The organism is Roseivirga sp. UBA1976 (assembly GCF_002336325.1).
Lineage (GTDB): Bacteria > Bacteroidota > Bacteroidia > Cytophagales > Cyclobacteriaceae > Roseivirga > Roseivirga thermotolerans.
Window position 1 is genome coordinate 1 of the sequence record NZ_DDDQ01000098.1, and the last position, 16,826, is coordinate 16,826.

Genomic DNA, 16,826 nt, shown 5'->3' on the forward strand with positions numbered 1-16,826 from the left:
TCACCTTCTTCTTTATCGGAATCTATGGTGGGTTCATTCAGGCAGGCGTAGGCTATATCATCATTGCCTCCATGTCTTTTATTCACAACTATGGTATGGTCAAGATCAATATGATTAAGTCGCTAACCGTGTTGATATACACCCTTTCTGCCTTGGGGATTTTCATCTATTCGGGATTGATCAATTGGGAATTAGGACTTGCTTTGGCTGCCGGAAATGGTGCCGGAGGTTGGCTCACCAGCCGATGGAGCACCAAGGTAAACGAAAAGTACATCCGCTATTTTGTAATGGTTACGGCCATTGCTTTTGCAATCAAACTGTTTTTGGGATAGACATCAGAGGCCAGATAAGGTTCAACTTTATACTTTTTTATAGTTGCGCGTTTCTCTTTTCATCCCAAAAAACCTGAGGGGTTGCCAAGCAATAAAGGTTTGGTCAGATTAAAAAAACATATAAGAATTTGAGCCCGGTCGCATTTTTACGGCTTTCGTTTCCTGGCAGAATAAACTTCGACTTCTTCATAGTTTTTATGGAACTTCACCTCCTTAGCCATACTTAGAGCTGTAAAAAATGATTCCATTTTAATAATTTCCAATATGGAAGAAGTCTACAACGGTTTAAGAAAAAGTATTGAACAATACATTTCGCTAAACGAAGAAGAGTGGCAACAAATACGAACCTGTTGGAAGCCCTTTCACTACCACAAAAATACAGTTATCACTTCCGTTGGTCAGGTGGAAAAATACTTCTACTATGTACACGAGGGGTTAATAAGAGGCTTTTTTGAGAAGAATGGAACAGAACACAACATGGGCTTTACCTACAACGGAGAGTACAGTGGTGTATACGACTCTTTCATTTTTCAACGACCGTCTGACTGGAGTCTTGAAACACTGGCCGACAGCTCCGGAGTGCGAATAAGCTACCATCAGTTAGAAATGCTTTACTCCAAAGTACCCATACTCAAAGAATGGACGTTCCGGTTCAACCGGCAGGTAATGTTTGGACTTGGTATATTCATTCGCAGTTTACTGGCCGACTCGGCAGAAGAGAAATTTGAACGCCTAATGAGCCAGAGCCCTCACATTATTCAGATTGTGCCTCAAAAGCACTTGGCTTCCTATTTGGGCATGACACCCGAAACCTTTTCGCGCATGCGAAAAAAATGGGCTCAGTAAAAACTTGATCTATATCAAGACACCAAAGAGCAGGCCGTAGTTACTTTGTAAGAAAAACAATGAAGGTCAGGTCAGAAGATTTCGTCAATCAATCCATTCACCGATTAAACGACATACTTAGCCACGTAGAAGCGCTAACCCAAGATCTCTCATACGAAGAGCTAAACACGCAGGAAGCAGCAGGCAAGTGGAGTATTTTGCAATGCCTAAAGCACCTGAGCTTGGCCAATGGCATTTATGTAGAGAATATTGAGAAAGCTTTTAAAAAGTATCCTCAGCAAAAAGACGAAGTATTTTCGGGCCATTGGAAGGGTAACTGGTTCACTAGCATGATAACGCCCAAGGAGTCGGGTGAGATTAAAAACACCATGAAAACCATGAAGAGCATGGATCCGGAAAAAGCTCTTGATGCCCAGGAAACCATCGATGAGTTTTTTCGCATACACCGTGCGTTTATAGGTCTTATGGATCAGTCTAGAAACTATAGCCTAAACAAGGTAAAGGTGCCCACGGCACTGGGTCCATTGGTTAAACTCAGATTGGGCGATGCCTTCCGCTTTTTACTCGGCCATACGGAAAGACACTTGCTGCAAATAAAAAGAATACGAAGTGCCGTGGCCTAAAGCCATCAGTATTCGTTACATTCAACACAATGAAACGAATAGCTTTTACGGCATTGTTACCGCTGCTCTTTGCCTGCTCCTCTTTCCAAAGCAGCTATGAGGCAGAGCTTGAAGCTATTGCTGCCGCTTCAAAAGCCTTTTCGCAAGCCTATGTTGCCGGCAATCTGGAGCAGCAAATGAGCTTCTACACCCAAGATGCGGTAATTATGCCGGGGAATAGGGAAATGATTCGCGGAAAAGAAAAAGTGACCGACTACTGGCGGCTGCCGGCTTCAGTAAGAGTGCTTGAACACTCCGCCACCCCCGTGCAAATCGAGTTTTCCGGAAACCTTGCCAAAGACTATGGCTACTATCAGGGCAAATCGGTACGCAACAACACCGACACCATTTCTTTTAGAGGACAATATTTAATTACCTGGCGAAAAGAAGCCGATGGCCAATGGCGTATGTCGGCCGATATGTGGAGCCCTTTAAACTAGTGGCCATGAGCAACGAAGAACAAGGAGAAAATGGAACCGGAAGACCCCGCGGAATGGGAATTGGTACCGGCATTGCTATAGGCGCAGGCATTGGTATTGCCATGAATAACCTGGCCATTGGCATTGGCGTGGGCATTGCCATGGGTATTGGTTTTGAGCTAATTAATAAGCGAAGAAATAGGGGCTAGAACAAAGAGCATACACTCTGAAAAAGTGAGCCTTGACGACCATTGACAATGAAAATTGAAGTAAAAAGATATAATCACTCAAAAGAGTACCCTGAGCTTCTGAAAATGATAAAATCGGAAGGCGAAGAATGGAAGGATTATTTTACTTCGGCCTATAGTGAAGCTTTAAAAAACTCGATCACCTACGTAGCCTATATTGAAAATGAACTATGCGGATACTCTCGGTCAATCAATGATTCCGGGTTGTTTATATGGGTTATAGACTTGTTGGTAAATAAGACGCACAGAGGCAAAGCCATTGGAAAAAGTTTGATGGAATGCCTTTTAACCGACTACCCCAACCAGGCTGTGTTTGTAATGTCTGATGTAGACGGCTACTATAAAAAACTCGGGTACCAAAAGGAAGGCTCCATATTCAGGGTTAAAAAACAACCCCGAAAGCAGCTAACTCTTTTTAGGCAGAAGTGATCGAAAAGAGCAATGACTTGTAAAACCATACACAATGCATGACTAAAGTTTTTCTCAAGAGTCACGCATTGTGTACTACAAAACCACTAATCCTCCCTCAGTCTTGTAGCCGGGTTGGCAAATGCCGCTTTAAAAGTTTGCATACTAATAGTAACAAAAGCAATGAGTAAGGCGACTCCCCCAGCCACCAGAAAAGGTAAAGCTCCCATATTTACACGGTAGGCATATCCGCCCAGCCAATCGCTCATAAAGTACCAGCCCACCGGTGCTGCCAGCAACAGGGCAATGCCCACCAGCCAGATAAACTCTTTACTGAGTGTTGAAACAATCTGCTTTACGGAGGCACCGAGCACTTTACGTATACTTATTTCTTTTCCTCGCTGTGCTACGGTAAATGATGCTAAGCCAAACAAGCCCAGACAAGCTAGAAATATAGCTAAGGCAGAAAAAATAGTGAACAACTCGCTGCGCTGCGATTCAGACCGATACAGGTTATCGAATCGCTCGTTCAGAAAGTTATAATTAATAGGTGACACAGGAGAAAATGCAGCATAAGACTCTTCAATTTGTGCGACCGTGTTTCTCAGATTCTGTCCGTCAATCTTTATGGAAAGAAATCTTAGTCTATTGCGGTTGTTTTGAAAGATTACCGGTACTATTTCGCTCTGCAACGACTCAAAGTGAAAGTCTTTCACCACACCAATTACCTGCCCGGCAATACCTCCATAAACCATGCGTTTGCCAATGGCCTCTTCCGGGCTTTTCCAGCCTATAATTCGCACGGCCTTTTCATTAAGAATCACATTGGCGGAGTCGCGGGTAAAATCTTCCGTAAAATTTCTTCCCGCCAACATTTCCATTTGGTAGTTAGGAATAAAATCATGGTCTACCTGCAACTGTTTTATTACAACCTGTGTAGGCAACATTTCTCCATTTACCTCCGCTTGCGCGCCCTGTGAATCGAGCAACTGACCGGACGGCACACGGCTGGAAGCCCCCACTGAACGAACACCGGAAACATTGAGCACTTCATTCTTAAAGGTAGTTAGATTGGCGGCCAACTCGTTACTCACACTCAACACCATCATTTGCTCCTTATCGTAGCCCAGGTTTTTGTTTTGCATATAGCTGAGCTGCTGAAAAACGACTACCGTAGAAATAATGAGAATGGCTGATATTGCAAATTGAACCACAACCAGCACCTTTCTCAAAAGGCCCGACTTTGCCGGGCTGCTTCCCTTACTGCCCCTCATTACTTCGAGCGGCTTAAAAGCCGAAAGAAAAAAGGCCGGATAACTACCTGCTAACACTCCAACCAGTAATGAAGCGCCCGCAATAAGAATAATAAGTTCCAGGTTCTGCGTGAGGCTAAAGGCAAGGTTTAGCCCGGTGAAGTCCCTGAAAAAAGGCAATACAAGAGCGGTTATTCCCACCGAAAAAACAACCGCTATCAGTGTGAGCACAACCGACTCCATTAAAAACTGATAGACCAGATTGAGTTTACCGGCTCCAAACACCTTGCGCATACCTACTTCTTTGGCCCTTCTGGCCGAACGAGCAGTTGAAAGGTTCATGTAGTTAATACAGGCTATAAGTAAAATCAGGCCAGCAATGGAGGTGAAAATGTAGACATAAGTAATGTCCGAGTTCTGCCCCAATTCATCCGAAAGATTTGACCTTAGGTGTATGTCGGTGAGCTTTTGCACATGAAGCCTGGTCCAGGTGGGTGCGTTCTCACCCAAGTGGGCAATGAGAAAGTCTTCAGACCGCTCCAAGATACCCTCAACCGAACCGGTAGATGTAAGTGTAAACAATGTGGTGAAATTATTAGACCCCCATGCGTTCAGCAGGTTTTGTCTACCTCCGTAAAACTGCTCAACCAGGGTAAAATCTCCCATCATATCCAGTTGAAAACTAGAGTTATCAGGCCAGCTCTTATAAACTCCCTGAACCATTAAATCTATTTGATTAGAGAAGTTAATGGTCTTACCCATGGGATCCTCCGCACCAAAATACTTCTCTGCCAACCGATCCGATATAACCACAGAACCAGGCTTGCTCAGTGCTTCTTTCAGGTTACCCTGAAGGGTTTCAAAAGTGAGAATATCCACTATTTCAGGATCGGCAAAGCCAAAATTAGGTTCTACAAAGAGCTTGTCGCCATATTGCACCGTGCCGGAAGTAGTAATGAACCGACCGATGGTTTCGATATCGCCTTCGTAGTAATCTTTCAGGTAGTGACCAAATGGAGGCGCTACTCGCGACAGATGAAGTGAGGTGGTTCCGTCCTGGCTCATGAACTCGCGGGTAAACCGATATGTCTCCTCAGCTCTATCGTGAAAAGTATCGTAGCTCATTTCTTCATTGATGTAAAGACCAATGAGTATACAGCAAGTAAGGCCAACCGAAAGCCCCAATACATTTATGGCCGTAAAGCCTTTTTGTTTCATAAGGCTTCTTAGAGCCACCTTAAAATAGTTTTTCAGCATAGTGTTGTTGTTTAGATTTTGAGCAGACCCAAGAGCCTCCAGTTATTGATTCACAGAATCAAAGACCTGCGCTCAGAAGCAAGGTTGCACGAACTCCTGAAATAACCGTTTAAATCCAATAATTTGTCTATTGCCTGCATATTTTGCAGATTTGGATATGCGTGCTGTAGTGCTGTTTGGGACATTGCTATACTTTTTGCTCATGGGTCAATCGCTGGCTCAAGACTTTCAGGTAGTTTCGTTCAATATCCGCTATGGCACCCCCGGAGATGGCGAAAACAAGTGGAAGAGCCGAAGAGACCGGGTCATGTCTATTTTCAAAAAATACAAAGACGGTATCATTGCCACTCAAGAAGCTCTACCCCTTCAAGTCGATGAGATTTTGGATGAGGTTTCGCAGTTAGATGTGGTATATAGATCCAGAACCATCGATGAAAAAGGCGGAGAATCCAATGCCATTTTTTATAATAAGAAAACCTGGCGGGTCATTGAAAGCGAAACCTTTTGGTTCTCTGACACGCCCTCTGAACCTGCCTCTAAAAGCTGGGGCAATACCCTGCCCAGAATAGCCACTTTGGTTGTCATGGAACACAAACCCTCTGGCAAGAAGCTTCGTCTGCTCAATGCTCATCTCGACCATCGCTCGGACAATAGCCGAGAGCGCAGTACGGAACTACTTCTGAGAAAGTTAATGACCGAGGTGGCAGAAATGCCAACTATTTTACTTGGCGATTTTAATGAAGAACCAGAGGGTGAGAATATTCTGAGATTAAAAGAATATTTTACCGATGCCTACTCAGGCAGCGAGTTGGAAGGCTGTACATATCACAATTGGAATGGCGGTAGCCACTGCCCCAGAATCGACTATATTTTTTATCTCAAAAGTGGGTTGAGACTTAAAGAGTTTGTCATAGACCGGTGGAAAAACAAATTCTTTTACCCCTCAGACCATTACCCCATAGTCGCTAGTTTTGCTTTTGAGCAGCCTTAGCCTTCTTACGGTTATTGATAAATACCCCTAAAAGTATGGCTGCAATACCTATGATTTGTCCCAAAATAAGCTGTTCCCCATCGAGCAAACCCCATGTTAGGGCAACAATGGGTATAAGGTAAGTAACCGTGCTGGAAAATATAGGCGTGGTCATTTGCACCAGTTTATTGAAAAGGATAAGAGCCAACGAAGTACTCATAACTCCCAACAGTGCCACATAACCCAAAGCTCTGACGGCTTCCGGGCCGGAAGCTACTTTATTGGCAAAATCGGCATCGAAAGCCAGGTAAAGACCGGCCATTGGTCCCACCAAAAGAATACTGACACTGGTGATGACCAGGGGGGTTAAGTCGGCCAGGTAATACTTAATTACATTGAGGTTGGTGCCGTAACAGGCGGTGGCCAATACAATAAAAAGTGCGTAAAAATTGAATTCGCTCACCTCTCCTCCGCTTCCGGCAGTTAACAACACCACAGTACCAATAAACGCCAAAGCTATGCCCAGGTAGTTGGCGGTGGTAAACTTCTGGCTAAAAAAAACTGCGCCAATGGCGAGGGTAAAGATGGGAGTTAGCCCGTTAAGCACCCCGGTTATTCCACTATCCAGCCGGGTTTGCCCCAGGGCGAAAAGAAAAGCAGGAATAAAAGTACCCACCATACCTATGAGTAATAAAAGCTTGAGTTGGCGAGCCGAAAGTTTTCGAATACGAGGAATACTTATGGGCACCAAAAACAAACAGGCGGCTAAAATGCGTAAAGCTCCTACCTCACCCGGGGCATAAACCTCAAGCCCTCTTTTAATAAGAATAAAACTGGTCCCCCATATTAAGGCCAAAACAATAAGAATAGACCAGGCGGCTACGTTGGTGTTTTTCATAGAATGTTAAGAAGCCCAAATGTATAGGAATTAGTTCAAGAAATGGAGAGATTTTTCCCCACACTATGGAGCAATCCTGTTCTGCCAAATCCTATACACTTCAGGTATGTCTTACACCACCGAATAGGCATCTTCAAACACACTACCTGCTTCGTCTAAAATAGCAAATAACTCATCGGGATTTTCTGACTCAACTAAGCGGGTACGGTAGGGCTTAAAGTTGGGTATTCCCCTAAAGTAGTTGGTATAATGCCTTCTCATTTCATAAATACCCTGCTTTTCCCCCTTCCACTCCAGTGAAAAATCCAGGTGTTTCTTAGCGGTTCTCACACGCTCTTCCATAGAAGGAGGGTCTAGCAGTTGGCCCGTCTTCATGAAATGCTTTATCTCATTGAAAATCCACGGATAACCTATGGATGCCCGACCAATCATGATACCATCTACTCCATATTTCTGCTTGTATTCCAGCGCTTTTTGAGGAGAGTCTATATCGCCATTCCCAAAAATAGGAATGTGGATATCCGGATGATTCTTTACTTCTGCAATCTTGGTCCAATCGGCCACACCTTTGTACATCTGTACTCGTGTTCGACCATGAATTGTCAGAGCTTTGATGCCTACATCTTGCAGTCGCTTAGCCACTTCTACAATTCGGATAGTACTGTCGTCCCAGCCAAGGCGAGTCTTAACCGTTACCGGAAGTTGAACCTGCTTCACTATCTCTTCGGTCATTTTCTGCATTTTAGGGATATCGAGCAAAATACCGGCACCGGCACCCTTGCAGGCTACTTTTTTAACCGGACAACCGTAGTTGATATCGATAATCTCCGGCTGAGCTTCTTCGGCTATGGCCGCAGCCTGCCGCATAGACTCTATCTTATCGCCAAAAATCTGAATACCTATGGGGCGTTCATAGTCATAAATGTCCAGCTTCTGCACACTCTTCTCTGCGTTTCTAATGAGCCCCTCCGAAGAAATAAATTCCGTATACATAAGGTCGGCCCCATTTTCTTTGCAAACCGCCCTAAATGGCGGGTCGCTCACATCTTCCATGGGGGCCAACAGCAACGGAAATTCTCCAACCTCTATGTTTCCTATCCTTACCAAGTCCTATTCAAATTTTCGCGTAAATTTACGCCATTATGACGAGACTTGACAATGGCATAGACCTAACTGGCGGAAGAACTGAAAGTAGTTCCTTTTTAATCCTTCTCGGTTTGTTGGCAGCCGGCTTTTTTGTAGGTCAGTTTGTTGGTGGTTTAGTTGGGGCAATTCTGGCCCTAATCAACGGCATGGGGCTGGATGAATTCCAGAAGAACCCCGAAATCATGTTCGATTACCTGAGCCTGATAGAAGTATTGAGTACCCAAATACTTTACACGCTGGTCTTTACCTTTCTGGTACCCTGGTTTTACATAAAGATTTTTGCCGAAAAGAAGCTATCGACACTCAGCAATGAGACGAAAGTGAGGCCAATAGCGGTTGTTGTGGTGGTGCTTGCCACACTTACTTTTATGGTAGTAAACTCCTATTTCATTGAGTGGAACCAGAACATTAAGTTTCCGGAGTTTATGTCGGGCTTTGAAAAGTGGGCTCGCGAAACAGAAGACCAACTGGCCAAAGCCACTGAAAAATTCACCACTTTCAACAATTTTGGCGAGTTCCTATTCGGTTTTATTGCCATAGCCCTACTTCCGGGAATTGGTGAAGAGCTGCTGTTCAGAGGCTTGTTACAAAACAGTCTTCAACGCCTCTCTAAAAACAAACATTTGGCAATTTGGCTATCGGCCCTCTTGTTTAGTGCCATTCACCTTCAATTCTATGGCTTGGTACCGCGCATGCTATTGGGTGCCTTGTTTGGGTATTTTTATGTGTGGTCGGGCAATATCTGGTACCCCATAATTGGACACATCGCCAATAACGGTATTCAGGTAATTTTGGTCTACACCGCTCAGGTTTCAGGTGCAGAGATCATTCTGGATGATTCAGAGACCATCCCAGTTGTAGGACAAATTGTAGCCGTTGTGTTCTTTATTGTCCTCATGTTTTTCTTTAGAAATGAGTATCTTAGACCAAAACGATTGGAGTGAGTAACTGGCAAACGGTTTATAGCACAACATTGCCTCACCAGGCCGAAATTGTGAAAGATTTGTTAATTAATGCCGGGCTAGCAGCCATCGTTTTCAATCTTCAGGATCATTCTTACCGCATTGGTTCGCTTGAAGTAAAGGTTAAACGAGAAGATGTTTTACGAGCCATCAAACTGATCAACGAAGATATAAGCTTCAGTCATGAGTAATTTATTGCAGCGTATTATTACTGCCTTTATTGGTGTTGCCGGCATAATTGCTGCCATCGCATACTCTCCTTATGGATTTGCTATAGTCTTTGCCCTGCTCATGTTGGCTTGCCTCAAGGAGTTCTATGGTTTAGCCAAAAAGGATGGGAAAAGCCCTTATGAAATTTGGGGCTTAGGTTTGGCACTGGCCCTTTTTAGCGGGCTTTTTGCCTTCTATCAGTTTAACCTTTCGGCCGAATATTTCTGGTTTTTGCCGGCCCTTTTTGCCATTGCCTTTATTTACCCGCTACAGACCATCAAAACATCTCATGCCATTAACTGCCTGGCCATTTCCATATTGGGTTTTGTGTATATAGCCTTTCCGTTTTCGTTGGTCAACGCCATAGCCTACATTGAAGGCGCCTATGCTTATCCGTTGGTTTTGGGCATTCTGTTTTTGCAGTGGGCCACCGACACCGGAGCTTTTTTTGCCGGAAGATCACTCGGCAAGCGAAAGCTTTTTGAGAAGGTTTCGCCCAATAAAACATGGGAGGGAGCCATGGGTGGCCTGGCTCTGGCCCTGGTTATTGCCTATTGTCTGCATCAGCTCTTCGGAATCATAAGTCTCTACGAATGGTTTGGACTGGCACTCATTACGGCAGTATTTGGCATATTGGGTGACCTGGTGGAGTCTCTTTTTAAAAGAACATTGGCCATAAAAGACTCTGGACGCATATTGCCGGGGCATGGTGGTTTTCTCGATAGGTTTGATGGGCTGCTGCTTTCTTTACCGTTCACTACCGCCTACCTTCACTTCATACTTTAATTCGAAAAATAAGGGCAATTCTGTTGGACATATTCGGTTAAAATTTCCTTAATTTTGACCCGTCTTAAACAACAAATACTCCCTATGGGTTACATAGAACCGGCTCCCATAAAGGATAAATCCAATCCTTTTGAGTCAATGATGTCCAGGTTCAATATTGCAGCCGAGGTGCTGGGACTGGACGAACAAGTTTACAACGTATTAAAGTCACCCTCAAAGCAAGTATCTGTTTCACTGCCGATCACTATGGACGATGGCTCCATTAAAGTGTTTGAAGGTCACCGTGTGATCCACTCGAACATTCTTGGGCCTTCTAAAGGTGGTATTCGCTATGCAATGGATGTACACTTGGATGAAGTAAAGGCGCTAGCCGCCTGGATGACCTGGAAATGTGCTGTAGTGGACATACCCTACGGTGGTGCCAAAGGAGGCATTAAGTGCAACCCAAGGCAAATGTCGGCCGGAGAAATTGAACGATTGACCCGCGCTTATACGCAAGCAATGACTGGTGTTTTTGGTCCAGACCGGGACATACCTGCTCCAGATATGGGTACCGGACCAAGAGAAATGGCCTGGCTGATGGATGAGTACTCACGCTCTATGGGAACCACAGTCAATGCCGTTGTAACCGGTAAACCGCTTGTACTAGGAGGCTCTTTAGGTAGAGTGGAAGCCACCGGACGCGGAGTAATGGTTTCGGCCCTTGCCGCCATGGAGAAGCTAAAAATCAACCCTTATCATGCCAATATTGCTGTTCAAGGATTTGGCAACGTAGGTTCATTTGCGGCCTTGTTGCTTGCCGAAAGAGGCTGTACTGTTGTAGCAGTGAGCGATATTTCCGGTGCTTACTACAACGAGAAAGGAATTGACATTAAGAAAGCCATTGAGTACCGCGACAACAACAAGGGCTCTTTGGAAGGTTGGGATGGTGCCGAATTGATGGCCGATGCCGAGGAACTTCTCTTACTTGACGTGGACGTATTGGTGCCAGCTGCTGTCGAAGATGTAATTCATTCGGGCAACGTAGATAAAATTAAAGCTAAGCTGATTGTTGAAGGTGCTAATGGACCTACTTCTGCAGAGGCCGACCGCGTAATCAACGAAAAGGGAATTATGGCTGTGCCCGATATTCTGGCAAATGCCGGAGGGGTTACAGTATCTTACTTTGAGTGGGTACAGAACCGATTGGGATATAAGTGGACTCGTGAGCGTGTAAACAGAAGATCTGACAGAATTATGAAAGATGCCTTCGATAAAGTTTACCAAGCTTCGCAAAAATACGACATCCCAATGCGTATAGCCGCTTATGTGGTAGCCATAGACAAGGTAGCTGAAACCTATAAGTTCAGAGGAGGATTTTAATCTTATGAAAATACACAAAGAAGGAAGAGGATTCTTAACGATCCTCTTCTTCGTTTTATTGGTATTGAACGCGATTGTTCTTTACCTTATTCAGGCCGCTCCTGCCATAGCAATTATTGTGGGTGGCATATCCTTAGTTGTTTTCCTTTTTTTCCTGCAGTTCTTCAGAGACCCTGTACGAAAGGTAGAACTCAATGAGAAGCACGTACTTGCCCCGGCCGATGGTAAGGTGGTAGTAATTGAAACCACTACAGAAGATGAATACTTTAAAGGCAAGGAGCGCTTACAAGTGTCTATTTTTATGTCGCCTTTGAACGTGCACGTGAACCGAAACCCGGTAACAGGATTGGTGAAATACTTTAAATACCATCCGGGCAAATACCTGGTGGCATGGCACCCCAAATCAAGCACAGAAAACGAAAGAACCACCATTGTGTACCAAATCCACAAAAACGTAGAGATACTCATCAGGCAAGTAGCCGGAGCTGCCGCCAGACGTATTAAGTGGTATTTGCATGAAGGCGACAGCGTGATTCAGGGCCGGGAATTTGGCTTTATCAAGTTCGGGTCGAGAGTGGATATTTTCCTTCCGCTTGATGCTGAAATTAAAGTAACCAATGGTCAGATTACCAAAGGTGGCCAGACGGTTATCGCAGAGCTGAAATAGTTTCTCGTCACCTTATTAACTTCGCTAAATTTTCTGATGACTTGTGGGGCATGGAGTCAGTCATTGTTGGTCAAAAACGGGAGTGAAAGGGGGAAGCTCAGTTCTGTAAAACTGGAACTGTCACAAGCCCATCGAAGTTCAACTTTCGAGGCAGCTCATTTTTCAGTGACATTTTATACTTTCTTCCTCCTTCGGTAACCCAGATCAGTGTATCCGATTCAATTTTCAAAGGATAAATTTCGTCTGACTGATAATAACCTTTGTATTTACCGTCAACAAAGACTATTGATCTGCTCACTCCTTTGCAGCTAATTCCTATGCTGGTGTGTGTTGCGAGTATAATAATATTTTGGTCAACTGAAACGATCTCTTCAATTTTCTGGTCACAGATTTCAGTTTCGGAAAACAGCACCTCAGGCTGCCCTTTATTGAGGTCATTAATTAACTTTTGGGTTAATGGAGAGAGTTTGGCTTCAATTTTAGCCTCTTGAGAACAACTCAATGAAAAAAGAGAACAAAAAAGAATAACCGATAGGATAGCACTTCTCATTGAAACAAACGTTAAAAAAGCTCTTCAACTATTCTCATGAGTTGCTCCAGATACTTCTGGTCTACCGAATCGAAATCGTTCAGTTGGTCAGAGTCTACATCAAGAATCAAAGCTACTTCTCCATTCTTAAAAGCCGGGAGCACAATTTCAGACTTAGAGTCTGAGCTACAGGCAATGTGCCCCGGAAACTCATCGACATTGGGTACCAAAACCGTTTCGGCCTTGGCCCAGCTAGTTCCGCACACCCCTTTTCCTTTTCTAATTCGGGTGCAAGCAATTGGCCCCTGAAAAGGCCCCAAAACCAGCTCATTGTCTTTCACCAAATAGAAGCCTACCCAAAAGAAACCCATGCCATATTTAAGTGCAGAAGCTATATTGGCCAAGTTGGCTGTAAGATCGGGTTCACCGGTTACAAGGGCTTTTATTTGCGGTATAAGCGTTTGGTATTTTTCTTCTTTCGTTGCGGTGTTATCGATAATAAGCTCTTCTGCCATGGTATTTAAAATTGAATGCAAAGGTAACTGAGAGAATGGAATTTCGGTTCAGAATTAAGGTTCAATGCTGGAAAAGTTCAGTCGGGCGTCAGTTTATCGATTCCGGTAAACCTTCAATTCATCGCCTGTCATATTGGATTCTGCAATAGGCTGACCGGAGAATCTGGGAGCCTCAATGCCTGTTCCAAAATTCATACCTGATGTGAAAACCCTGGCTTCATCCCATAAATCGGCATTTATGAAGGCATTTAAAACAGCCGCTCCCCCTTCCACAATAACCGACTGTATTCTTCGCTCACCCAGGTCTTGAAGTAGGGATTCCAGAAATTGCTCCTCATCTAACTTTATCCATTCTATATTCTCTTTGTTGCCAGTCTTTTGACAGTTATAAATGAGAGTAGGAATGGAGCCATCAAAAAGTTGAAGTGCATTATCCAGCCTCAGTTTCCGATCAATGACAATCCGTATGGGGTTAGCCCCCACCCAACTTCTCACATTTAGGTTTGGGTTGTCATACAAAGCTGTTCCCGGGCCCACCAGAATGGCATCTTCTTCGGCTCTCCACTGGTGTACAAGGCTACGGGAATATGTGTTGCTAATCCACTTCGAATCGTAATTCTGACGAGCAATGTAACCATCGCCTGTCTGAGCCCACTTGAGTATAACATATGGTCGGTTTTTCTCTATGAGTGTAAAAAACCTAATGTTCTGTTCCCATGCCTCACTTTGCAAGCAGCCGGTTTCTACCTGAATTCCGGCAGCTTTCATTCTGTCAATGCCTTGTCCGCCTACGAGTGGGTTAGAATCAACAACGGCAATTACAACCCGCTTCACTTTCATACTGATAAGCAGATCGGCACATGGCGGTGTTTTACCATGGTGAGCGCAAGGTTCCAGGGTAACGTAGCACGTAGATTCAGACAAAAGGCTTTTATCGGCCACTGAGTTAATGGCATTCACTTCAGCATGGGCCTCACCATACTTTCTGTGCCATCCTTCACCAATAATCTTGGCGTTATGGGTAATTACGCACCCCACCATAGGGTTGGGACTCACCCTTCCACGGCCATAAGCGGCCAGGTCAAGTGCCCGTTGCATAAAGCGAATATCGTCTGCACTAAAGTGGGAAGTGATATTTGCTTTACTTTGTATCATGTCTCAAAAGCCTGCGAAGGAATTGTTGCGCCAAGTTATTAATGAATTGGCAAACTTATACGAGGAGCGCGAGCTTACCGCATTGGCTCGGCATTATTTGCACGATCGCTTTCATGTCGATAGCATTAAACTGGCTCTGAACAGCCCGGTGCATTTCGATGAAAAACTGATGTCACACGACCTGAAACTACTCCGGGCAACAACTCCCCTACAACACGTAGTTGGCTTTGGGGTGTTTTATGGGCGTAGGTTTAAGTGTGGCCCTGAAGCGCTGATTCCCCGACCTGAAACAGAAGAATTGGTGAGCTGGGTGATTCAGGGAATTGGAGAACTGAAAGATTCACAGGTGCGTGTTTTGGACATTGGAACCGGAACCGGGTGTATTCCAATAACACTGGCGCTTGAGCGGAAAGGTTTGAAAGTGGAAGGTCTTGATATTTCAGGTGAAGCTTTGGCTCTCGCACAAAAAAATGCTGAACAGCTAAAAGCCGATGTAACTTTTAGCCGGTTGGATATACTACAAGAAAGCCTAATTGACCGATACCATGTAATTGTGAGCAACCCTCCGTATATACCCGAATCGGACAAAGCCCAAATGCACAGCAACGTTCTAGATTATGAGCCCGGCCTTGCTTTGTTTGTACCCAACAACGACCCTTTGTTGTTCTACAGAGTAATTGCACAAAAGGCTATGCCTGCACTTTTAGAAGGTGGAAGCCTTTATTTTGAAATACATGAAACTTACGGAAATGAGGTGATGGAACTACTTGAGAGAGAGGGATACCAAAATGTGAGTCTCAAGCAAGATATGCAAGGCAAAGACAGAATGATAAGAGCTCGTATTTAGATTTCTGATATGGGAATCTAGAAAGCCGAGAATCAATAATACCTCGATTTAAAATGGCTCCTTTTCGTAAAGCCTGGTCCACCTTTTTTCAGTTGAGCAATCATTACAACATAGTCATCTTTGCTTGCTGCTGCGTGGAGCGTGAGAGCATACAAAGTATAATGATTTATGAGTCAACCCCCGTTTCATTAGAGTATGATGAAAGCAGTATTTTCTCTCCCGAAGAGGTGGATGTGCTACCCCAGGTAATGGGCGGTCTTGAAAGCCTGGCTAAAACCATTGCTTTAGAAATTAAACTACCCGAAGGAATCGACCGCTCCAGGCTTCCGAAAACCATCGACTTTGAATTTGTTGTGCAGGGAGGCCAGTCTATTTCGCACCTCAACCTGCTGACCGAGATGGCCGGATCAGACAAACGAAACAGGGCCTACTATCTTTTTTTCGGACAGGTTCACGACACTCTGAGAAGTAAGATTGCTTCACTTTATCCCTGGAAACGGGGAGTTAAAGACGGTAAAGAAGTATTGGTTCGGATGAAAATTTCCATTCCTACACGATACATGATGTAGGATGTTTTGTTTAGTTAAGATTGAAGGGTGCGGCTTATATAGCAGGCACCCTTTGCTATTTCTCTTCTACAGATACAAATCCGTCTTTATACTTTCAATCAACCAAAAAGGCCGTTGGTTAGACTCTACTCTCGCCTTACCATTTGTAGCACATGTAAGCTCAAAAGGTTCCAGATACATCTCGTTTTCCAGATTCTGATAAAAACCTTCGGTTTTAAAGAAAGTACCTTCTACCACAGGATGTACAGCAACTACATCGCCAATATTGAGCCACTTTTGAAACACTCCACGACTGGAATAAACCCACTTCTGATCATTATAATAAAGTACCGAATCGAACGTATCGGCATACAGTCGAATGGTATCCAGACAAGAACTATTAAAAGCATTGGCCAGCACATTTACCGCATTGTGCCCTAAATCTTTGAGGGCTATAAAAGCAGAAATCAGCAAATCGGCCGAATCGAAAACCAAAAGCTGCAATGGTGACTGGGCTTTGAGAGAAGGCCGTAGTTCTTCTACCTCATTGGGCCTGGCAATTACGGTATCTATTTTCACTCCCCACTTAAGCACAGCCCTTACTGCGTTGGACGTCACCACTACTTTGGGCGACCATTCCAGCAACAATTCAACAAACTCGAAACGCAAGGCTGAAGCATCATCGATCAGCAGCGCGGGTTCTTGCTCATCTCTAACTATGTGGTGAGAAGACATTTATACGGCTCTGGCTTGTTGGGGCACACGAATACCTTCGTTGTGAGCAATTTCGCTCCATACCAACGCAC

Annotated in this window: 21 protein-coding genes; 14 read left to right on the top strand and 7 right to left on the bottom strand. The window is 44.4% G+C overall.

Going from position 1 to position 16,826, the window contains the following annotated elements:
* From B3763_RS09450 to B3763_RS09475, 6 genes are all read left to right on the top strand, one after another.
* A partial coding sequence (locus B3763_RS09450) for a sulfite exporter TauE/SafE family protein (protein ID WP_286745960.1) occupies nt 1-332 on the top strand: 332 nt, incomplete at its 5' end.
* 264 nt (nt 333-596) lie between these two features.
* On the top strand, nt 597-1,178 hold the full coding sequence (locus tag B3763_RS09455; RefSeq protein WP_286745963.1) for a Crp/Fnr family transcriptional regulator: 582 nt from the start codon (nt 597-599) through the stop codon (nt 1,176-1,178).
* 59 nt (nt 1,179-1,237) lie between these two features.
* The gene (locus B3763_RS09460) at nt 1,238-1,801 is read left to right on the top strand and encodes a DinB family protein (protein WP_189631525.1); all 564 of its coding nucleotides are present in this window, start codon (nt 1,238-1,240) and stop codon (nt 1,799-1,801) included.
* Nucleotides 1,802-1,830: 29 nt separating this feature from the next.
* Nucleotides 1,831-2,280 (top strand): YybH family protein, encoded by a 450-nt coding sequence (locus tag B3763_RS09465; RefSeq protein WP_286745965.1) that lies wholly within the window; start codon nt 1,831-1,833, stop codon nt 2,278-2,280.
* Nucleotides 2,281-2,285: 5 nt separating this feature from the next.
* Nucleotides 2,286-2,468, top strand: coding sequence for a hypothetical protein (locus B3763_RS09470; RefSeq protein ID WP_286745967.1), 183 nt, complete (start codon nt 2,286-2,288; stop codon nt 2,466-2,468).
* A gap of 48 nt (nt 2,469-2,516) precedes the next feature.
* Nucleotides 2,517-2,936 carry a GNAT family N-acetyltransferase gene (locus B3763_RS09475; RefSeq protein WP_286745969.1) on the top strand — a complete coding sequence of 140 codons (420 nt, stop codon included), beginning with the start codon at nt 2,517-2,519 and terminating at the stop codon, nt 2,934-2,936.
* 86 nt (nt 2,937-3,022) lie between these two features.
* Here the strand turns inward: B3763_RS09475 and B3763_RS09480 are convergent, their stop codons facing one another.
* Nucleotides 3,023-5,425, bottom strand: a complete 2,403-nt coding sequence (locus B3763_RS09480) for an ABC transporter permease (RefSeq protein WP_286745971.1) — start codon at nt 5,423-5,425, stop codon at nt 3,023-3,025.
* A gap of 130 nt (nt 5,426-5,555) precedes the next feature.
* Here B3763_RS09480 and B3763_RS09485 point away from each other — a divergent pair, with 130 nt between their 5' ends.
* On the top strand, nt 5,556-6,416 hold the full coding sequence (locus tag B3763_RS09485) for an endonuclease/exonuclease/phosphatase family protein (RefSeq protein ID WP_286745973.1): 861 nt from the start codon (nt 5,556-5,558) through the stop codon (nt 6,414-6,416).
* Here the strand turns inward: B3763_RS09485 and B3763_RS09490 are convergent.
* Nucleotides 6,391-7,293, bottom strand: coding sequence for a DMT family transporter (locus tag B3763_RS09490; RefSeq protein WP_286745975.1), 903 nt, complete (start codon nt 7,291-7,293; stop codon nt 6,391-6,393). The genes B3763_RS09485 and B3763_RS09490 overlap by 26 nt on opposite strands.
* A gap of 111 nt (nt 7,294-7,404) precedes the next feature.
* Entirely contained in the window at nt 7,405-8,400 is a 996-nt protein-coding gene (gene dusB, locus B3763_RS09495) for a tRNA dihydrouridine synthase DusB (RefSeq protein ID WP_286745977.1), read from the bottom strand.
* Between the two features lie 35 nt (nt 8,401-8,435).
* On the opposite strand from dusB, the gene B3763_RS09500 reads away from it, so the two are divergent.
* The 5 genes from B3763_RS09500 (at nt 8,436) to B3763_RS09520 (ending at nt 12,426) form a co-directional block, all read left to right on the top strand.
* Nucleotides 8,436-9,383: a CPBP family intramembrane glutamic endopeptidase gene (locus B3763_RS09500; RefSeq protein ID WP_286745979.1), complete on the top strand. Its 948-nt coding sequence runs from the start codon at nt 8,436-8,438 to the stop codon at nt 9,381-9,383.
* Nucleotides 9,380-9,592 carry a DUF2007 domain-containing protein gene (locus B3763_RS09505; protein ID WP_189631533.1) on the top strand — a complete coding sequence of 71 codons (213 nt, stop codon included), beginning with the start codon at nt 9,380-9,382 and terminating at the stop codon, nt 9,590-9,592. The genes B3763_RS09500 and B3763_RS09505 overlap by 4 nt, the downstream gene beginning before the upstream one ends.
* On the top strand, nt 9,585-10,397 hold the full coding sequence (locus B3763_RS09510; protein WP_189631534.1) for a phosphatidate cytidylyltransferase: 813 nt from the start codon (nt 9,585-9,587) through the stop codon (nt 10,395-10,397). The genes B3763_RS09505 and B3763_RS09510 overlap by 8 nt, the downstream gene beginning before the upstream one ends.
* An 84-nt stretch (nt 10,398-10,481) precedes the next feature.
* Nucleotides 10,482-11,759 carry a Glu/Leu/Phe/Val family dehydrogenase gene (locus B3763_RS09515; RefSeq protein ID WP_189631535.1) on the top strand — a complete coding sequence of 426 codons (1,278 nt, stop codon included), beginning with the start codon at nt 10,482-10,484 and terminating at the stop codon, nt 11,757-11,759.
* Nucleotides 11,760-11,763: 4 nt separating this feature from the next.
* Nucleotides 11,764-12,426, top strand: coding sequence for a phosphatidylserine decarboxylase family protein (locus B3763_RS09520; protein WP_286745984.1), 663 nt, complete (start codon nt 11,764-11,766; stop codon nt 12,424-12,426).
* A 97-nt stretch (nt 12,427-12,523) separates the two neighbouring features.
* Here B3763_RS09520 and B3763_RS09525 read toward each other — a convergent pair whose 3' ends face one another.
* The 3 genes from B3763_RS09525 to ribD form a co-directional block, all read right to left on the bottom strand.
* Nucleotides 12,524-12,976, bottom strand: coding sequence for a hypothetical protein (locus B3763_RS09525; protein WP_189631537.1), 453 nt, complete (start codon nt 12,974-12,976; stop codon nt 12,524-12,526).
* A gap of 11 nt (nt 12,977-12,987) precedes the next feature.
* Nucleotides 12,988-13,470 carry a GAF domain-containing protein gene (locus B3763_RS09530; protein WP_189631538.1) on the bottom strand — a complete coding sequence of 161 codons (483 nt, stop codon included), beginning with the start codon at nt 13,468-13,470 and terminating at the stop codon, nt 12,988-12,990.
* 93 nt (nt 13,471-13,563) lie between these two features.
* Nucleotides 13,564-14,625 (bottom strand): bifunctional diaminohydroxyphosphoribosylaminopyrimidine deaminase/5-amino-6-(5-phosphoribosylamino)uracil reductase RibD, encoded by a 1,062-nt coding sequence (gene ribD / locus B3763_RS09535; RefSeq protein WP_286745986.1) that lies wholly within the window; start codon nt 14,623-14,625, stop codon nt 13,564-13,566.
* On the opposite strand from ribD, the gene prmC reads away from it, so the two are divergent.
* Nucleotides 14,624-15,472, top strand: a complete 849-nt coding sequence (gene prmC, locus B3763_RS09540) for a peptide chain release factor N(5)-glutamine methyltransferase (RefSeq protein WP_286745988.1) — start codon at nt 14,624-14,626, stop codon at nt 15,470-15,472. The two genes, ribD and prmC, sit on opposite strands and share 2 nt — an antisense overlap.
* A gap of 53 nt (nt 15,473-15,525) precedes the next feature.
* Nucleotides 15,526-16,041, top strand: coding sequence for a hypothetical protein (locus B3763_RS09545; RefSeq protein ID WP_286745990.1), 516 nt, complete (start codon nt 15,526-15,528; stop codon nt 16,039-16,041).
* Between the two features lie 66 nt (nt 16,042-16,107).
* On the opposite strand, the gene B3763_RS09550 is transcribed toward B3763_RS09545, so the two are convergent.
* Nucleotides 16,108-16,755, bottom strand: a complete 648-nt coding sequence (locus B3763_RS09550) for a hypothetical protein (RefSeq protein ID WP_189631543.1) — start codon at nt 16,753-16,755, stop codon at nt 16,108-16,110.
* Between the last annotated feature and the right edge of the window lie 71 nt (nt 16,756-16,826).

Coding starts and splice junctions, on each gene's coding strand:
- B3763_RS09455 (WP_286745963.1), top strand. CDS start 597: ATGGAAGAAGTCTACAACGGTTTAAGAAAAAGTATTGAACAATACATT.
- B3763_RS09460 (WP_189631525.1), top strand. CDS start 1,238: ATGAAGGTCAGGTCAGAAGATTTCGTCAATCAATCCATTCACCGATTA.
- B3763_RS09465 (WP_286745965.1), top strand. CDS start 1,831: ATGAAACGAATAGCTTTTACGGCATTGTTACCGCTGCTCTTTGCCTGC.
- B3763_RS09470 (WP_286745967.1), top strand. CDS start 2,286: ATGAGCAACGAAGAACAAGGAGAAAATGGAACCGGAAGACCCCGCGGA.
- B3763_RS09475 (WP_286745969.1), top strand. CDS start 2,517: ATGAAAATTGAAGTAAAAAGATATAATCACTCAAAAGAGTACCCTGAG.
- B3763_RS09480 (WP_286745971.1), bottom strand. CDS start 5,425: ATGCTGAAAAACTATTTTAAGGTGGCTCTAAGAAGCCTTATGAAACAA.
- B3763_RS09490 (WP_286745975.1), bottom strand. CDS start 7,293: ATGAAAAACACCAACGTAGCCGCCTGGTCTATTCTTATTGTTTTGGCC.
- B3763_RS09500 (WP_286745979.1), top strand. CDS start 8,436: ATGACGAGACTTGACAATGGCATAGACCTAACTGGCGGAAGAACTGAA.
- B3763_RS09510 (WP_189631534.1), top strand. CDS start 9,585: ATGAGTAATTTATTGCAGCGTATTATTACTGCCTTTATTGGTGTTGCC.
- B3763_RS09515 (WP_189631535.1), top strand. CDS start 10,482: ATGGGTTACATAGAACCGGCTCCCATAAAGGATAAATCCAATCCTTTT.
- B3763_RS09520 (WP_286745984.1), top strand. CDS start 11,764: ATGAAAATACACAAAGAAGGAAGAGGATTCTTAACGATCCTCTTCTTC.
- B3763_RS09525 (WP_189631537.1), bottom strand. CDS start 12,976: ATGAGAAGTGCTATCCTATCGGTTATTCTTTTTTGTTCTCTTTTTTCA.
- B3763_RS09530 (WP_189631538.1), bottom strand. CDS start 13,470: ATGGCAGAAGAGCTTATTATCGATAACACCGCAACGAAAGAAGAAAAA.
- prmC (WP_286745988.1), top strand. CDS start 14,624: ATGTCTCAAAAGCCTGCGAAGGAATTGTTGCGCCAAGTTATTAATGAA.
- ribD (WP_286745986.1), bottom strand. CDS start 14,625: ATGATACAAAGTAAAGCAAATATCACTTCCCACTTTAGTGCAGACGAT.
- B3763_RS09545 (WP_286745990.1), top strand. CDS start 15,526: ATGGCTCCTTTTCGTAAAGCCTGGTCCACCTTTTTTCAGTTGAGCAAT.
- B3763_RS09550 (WP_189631543.1), bottom strand. CDS start 16,755: ATGTCTTCTCACCACATAGTTAGAGATGAGCAAGAACCCGCGCTGCTG.